Genomic DNA, 4,550 nt, shown 5'->3' with positions numbered 1-4,550 from the left:
GAGGCCCTGTCTTCATGCGCGCACAACGGGAAGATCACCCCGGCGGGAAACCTGTTCGACCCGCACGTTCCATGATCGGTTGAGATACGGCTTCTGATTGGACGGCTCGGACTCCGTTGGCTCGCCCTCGGCTGACACCTGCGCTCGACCACAGCCACACCGTGCTCATCCGCGGCTGAGGTGAGCCGTCTGCGCCGGGCCCGGGGGTCGGTCAGTGCTGGTTGCCCAGGTCCAGGCGGTCGGCCAGGCCTGCGGCGGTGAAGGCTGCGACGAGCCGGTCGCGGCCTTCGGTGAAGTGGGCCCAGCTGTCGTAGTGGACGGGCACGACCCGGCGGGCGCCGAGGATCTCGGCGGCTTCGGCCGCCCGGACGCTGTCCAGGACGATCGGTTCGCCGTCGAAGAGGTCGTCGAAGCGCGGAGCGCCGGCGAAGAGGACGGCGGTGTCTATCGGGGCGAACGCTGTGGCGATCTCCTTGACCGAGTCGAGGGAGGCGTTGTCGCCGCTGACATAGACGGTCGGCAGTCCTTCGCCGGTCAGGACGAAGCCGACGACCTGGCCGACGATCGGCTCGACGGCCTCGCGCGGTCCGGGGCCGTGGATGGCGGGTGCTCCGGTGACGGTGACGGTGCCGCCGCCGGGGCGCTCCAGGTCGATGGACTCCCAGTCGGCCAGTCCCTTGGCCTTGCTTCCCAGGCGCTGTGCGCCGTCCGGCGTGGTGAGGGTGAGGGGGACCTCGGCGAGCAGGGTCCGCCCGGAAGTGTCGAGGTTGTCGGGGTGCTCGTCGTGGGAGAGCAGGACCACGTCGATGCGGCCCAGGTCGGTGGGGGTACCGGCGGAGTGCGCGGTCTTGACGAGGCGTGCGCCGGGCACCGGGTAGTCGCCGGGGGCGTCGAAGGTCGGGTCGGTCAGGAAGCGCAGACCGCCGTACTCGAAAAGGGCGGTGGGGCCGCCGAAGACGCGGACGGGGAAGGAATCGGGCGTGGGGCTGGTGGCAGGCATGAAAGACGTACCTCACGGATAGAGGGTGGTTCATCCGTGAGCCACGGTAGGGGCTTCTCACGGATTGACGCAAGCCTTAACGTGAGAATCATGGAAGGGGGCGAGTTGTAGCATGAGCCTCATGCAAGAGAGCGCTACCGCCGAACGACTGCCGCCGGCCCCGGGCGCCGAGCAGTACCCCGCCCTCGACCTCGCGAACAGCGCCGTCACCCTGCCCGGCGGGCACCACATCGATCTCCTCGGCACCCCCGGCGCCGCCGAGCAGTGGCTCGTGGACCGCGGCCTCGCCCCGGCCGACACCGGCCTGATGGACATGTGCGCCTCCCTGGTGCGCTCGCTGCGCGAACAGGTACGCGCCCTGCTCGCCGCCCACGTCGCCGGGCTGCCGGCCCCGGCCGCAGCGCTGACCGCCGTCAACGAAGCCCTCACCCGGGCCCCCGCCGCCTCCCTGCTCCACTGGGACTCGGCCCGCGGCCTCCATCGCGAGGCGGCCCACCCCATCACCCAGATCGTCGAGCACGCCCTCGCCGTCCTCGCGGCCGACGCGGCCGACCTCCTCACCGGCCCCGACGCCGAGCGCCTCACCGCATGCGGCTCCGCCCCCTGCAACCGCTACCTCCTCCGGCACGGTCGCCGCCACTGGTGCTCCACCCGCTGCGGCGACCGCGCCCGCGCCGCCCGCGCCTACGCCCGCCGCACCCAGAGCGCGAAAGGCTGACCCGCGCCCGTAACCCACGTACGGCATCTGCGCCGGCGCAACGCCAACGCCCGCCGGCGCCGGCGGCACGACCGGTCGAAACCATGGGCGCGCTCCTGCGGGTAGCATCGTGTCCGGTCGCAACTGGCGAAGGTGGAGAACCACCGGGGAGCGGCCGCTTTGCCGCGTGAGCGTCGACCGCCTGGGCGCCTGCGTCAGGGATTCTTCCGCTGACACAGGAGGCTATGACGTGGATCTGCGCTATGGGATCAACCCGCAGCAGGCGGCGGCCACTACCGCGCCGGTGCAGCTCGGCCGATGGCCGGTCCGTGTGTTGCAGGGCAGCCCGTCCTACATCAACATGCTGGACGCACTCAACAGCTGGCAGCTGGTGCTGGAAGCGAGCCGGGTCCTGAGCCGGCCGGCCGCTGCCTCCTTCAAGCACGTCTCGCCCGCCGGTGCGGCCGTGGCCGGCCCCGTCGATGACGTCACCGCCGAGCTCTACGGCCTGCGTTCCGCGTAATTCAGCGGCCTGGAGTCACGAATCTGGGGTCTGACCTGGGCGGACATGGGTGAGGGCGCCTGAGAGGCGTTTCTCTAGCCTCGCCGTTTCAGTTGGGGTTGCTGGGCGGCTGAGCGAGGTTGCCTGGGGTCGTCTCGCCCGGTGGACATGGTGAGGGCCCGACGCGGGGTCGGGTTCTCCAAGGTCCTTGAGTCGAGGGCGGGCGGGGACGGCGAGTCAGCTGGCGGGGCGGGGCAGTGCGGCCAGGCGGTGGAACGCGGCTGCGAGTTCATGTCGCCAGGGCCAGGTCGCCGATATCCGAAGGCGGAGGCGACGGCCGCCCCGGGTGATCCGGGCGGCGACGTGCAGGAGCCGGTAGCGGAGTTTCTTGGGTTCGGCAGCCGCGAGTTCGCCGTCCAGCAGGAGGACGCGGGTCCAGGCGAGGAGGTCGATCGCCGCGAGGCTGAGTTCGAGCCAGGCGGCGTTGACCGGGAAGCGGCGGGAGGGGAAGCGGCCGAAGCCGGTGGTCTTGCCGCACCGGATGTGGTCTTCGACGGTGGCGTGTCCGCGGTGGCGGACCTCCAGGAACTGGGCCGAGCCTGCGGTGACGGGGGTGTCGGTGAGGAACACCTGGTGCCGCATGCCCTCGTCCTGGTCGAACAGCGAGAGCTGGGCTCCGGGGTGTGGTCGCTCGCGGCGGACGATGACGCGGGTGCCGGCCGGGTAGCCGGCAAGGTCGGCCATGCCGGTCAGTTCGGCGACCTCGGCGGACTCGCGGAGGGTGCCGTCCTGGTCCAGGGCGGGGTGCCAGACCTGCTCGGGCAGGGCCCGGATCGCGCGGCGGACCGGCTCTGTGACCGCGTATCCGACCGAGAAGAAGGTGCAGATTCCGCGTGTTCGCAGGTCTCGGACGTGGGTGAGGAAGGACTTTGCGGATCCGGCGCTGTCGGTGCGGACGAGGATCTCGGTGCCGTGCCGGTGTGCGTCGGGGATCTGTGCGAGAGCGTCGTCCAGCACCGCGATGTGATCCGCGGCGGTATTGGCTCCAGCGTTCCCGGGCCGAAGGCGCCCGGACATGCCCTCGCCGGTGTTGGCCAGGAAACACAGCAGGGGATGGAACCCGAAACCGCCTTTGTAGGTGGGTGCGGCCTGGTCCTTCTCGGAATGGCAGGTGATCAGCGTGGCGTCGATGTCCAGGACCAGGCCGGGTACTTCCCGTCCACCGGCTCTCGCAGCTGGTATGCCGCAGCGGGACTCAGATGCCTGCAGCCAGGCCACCTCCCGGGCCTGAGCGCGGGCTGAACGCAGACGCTCCAGTACGCGTTCGTCGACGGCGGCCAGCACCCGCCAGGCGGTCGGTGTCGAGGCGACCGGGCCGAACACCTCGCGCTGGTCGCGCAGCACGGCCAGATCCGTGATGGCCTCGCCGCCATCAGCCAGCATCACCGCGAGGTCGGTGGCGATCCGGCCCGGGTCATGACCAGTACCGCGTGGTCGAAGCGGTCTCAGCGCAGTGGCGTACAAGCTGGCCAGACCGGTGGCATCGGCAAGATCAGCCAGCAGCCGTGCCCCGGCGTGTCCAACCACCCCCGCACCGTCGGCGGAGACATGGAGTTTGGGACGCGAACCGATACCCTGCACGTAGAAAGTGCCTTCCACCTGGACCGATAGAACCCCTCGACAAGGTTCATCGTCCCAGCTCAGAAGGCACTTTCGCGTTTCCGCCCGCGATCCGGACAGCCCTCAAGTGAAAGCCCGAGGCTAGGCCGCTGAATTACGCGGAACGCAGGGCATCGTCGGATCGATGATGCTCCGGGCAACGCCTTCGGCTTCACCGGCGACGGCCTTGGCCTGTTCCACGTCCCCTGACCTGGCCGCGGCACAGGCAACGTCCGCCAGCACCGGTGCTTGCACCCTTGGGTTGGCGATGGCCGAGGCGAGGCCCTTGGCGCGATCGACTTGACCCTTCCAAGCCCACGCCCGCGCCACCTCCCCCAACATCAGCTCCTGCAGTTCCGGGTGGGTGATGCTGCGCGTGACGGCCTCGGCGTGGTCGACGTCCCCCGCCTCAACCGCCGCCAGCGCCACGGTCACCAACTCCCATACCTGTTCGTCGGGTTGGTAGATCTTTCGCCAGTAGTCAGAGGCGTCCTCGCTCTCGCTCCCTCCGGCGAAGGCTCCGATGGGGCGACCTTCCCGCGCCTGAGCCACCGCGCGAGCCACCGCCGCCAGCGCTGATGCGCGCAGCGTGGGGTGAGGTGCCCCGAGGTTTCCGGACAGGGACCCAATAGGATCCCTGTGTAAGGAAACGAGAGGCACGACGTGGCACCACCCAGCAAGTACTCGCCGGA

General features: G+C 70.2%; 5 protein-coding genes and 1 riboswitch. Of the genes, 2 read left to right on the top strand and 3 right to left on the bottom strand.

Features of this window, described 5'->3' with window-relative positions; genetic code table 11:
- Positions 1-211 precede the first annotated feature (211 nt).
- A complete protein-coding gene (locus tag AB0M99_RS37450; protein WP_365928690.1) occupies positions 212-1,000 on the bottom strand; it encodes an MBL fold metallo-hydrolase in 789 nt (262 codons plus the stop codon).
- A gap of 121 nt (positions 1,001-1,121) precedes the next feature.
- Between AB0M99_RS37450 and AB0M99_RS37445 the strand changes: the two genes are divergently transcribed.
- Positions 1,122-1,718, top strand: a complete 597-nt coding sequence (locus tag AB0M99_RS37445) for an ABATE domain-containing protein (RefSeq protein WP_365928688.1) — start codon at positions 1,122-1,124, stop codon at positions 1,716-1,718.
- A gap of 109 nt (positions 1,719-1,827) precedes the next feature.
- Positions 1,828-1,912, top strand: a riboswitch (ZMP/ZTP riboswitch).
- Positions 1,913-1,947: 35 nt separating this feature from the next.
- On the top strand, positions 1,948-2,220 hold the full coding sequence (locus AB0M99_RS37440; protein ID WP_365928686.1) for a hypothetical protein: 273 nt from the start codon (positions 1,948-1,950) through the stop codon (positions 2,218-2,220).
- 216 nt (positions 2,221-2,436) lie between these two features.
- On the opposite strand, the gene AB0M99_RS37435 is transcribed toward AB0M99_RS37440, so the two are convergent.
- Together AB0M99_RS37435 and AB0M99_RS37430 are read right to left on the bottom strand one after the other, a co-directional pair.
- Positions 2,437-3,840, bottom strand: coding sequence for an IS1380 family transposase (locus tag AB0M99_RS37435; RefSeq protein WP_365928684.1), 1,404 nt, complete (start codon positions 3,838-3,840; stop codon positions 2,437-2,439).
- Between the two features lie 120 nt (positions 3,841-3,960).
- The gene (locus AB0M99_RS37430) at positions 3,961-4,410 is read right to left on the bottom strand and encodes a hypothetical protein (RefSeq protein ID WP_365928682.1); all 450 of its coding nucleotides are present in this window, start codon (positions 4,408-4,410) and stop codon (positions 3,961-3,963) included.
- Positions 4,411-4,550: the final 140 nt, after the last annotated feature.

The sequence above is a fragment of the Streptomyces sp. NPDC051183 genome (genome assembly GCF_040682455.1).
Lineage (GTDB): Bacteria > Actinomycetota > Actinomycetes > Streptomycetales > Streptomycetaceae > Streptomyces.
Note: the sequence above shows the minus strand (reverse complement) of the source record. Positions and strands in the feature narration are given on the sequence as shown.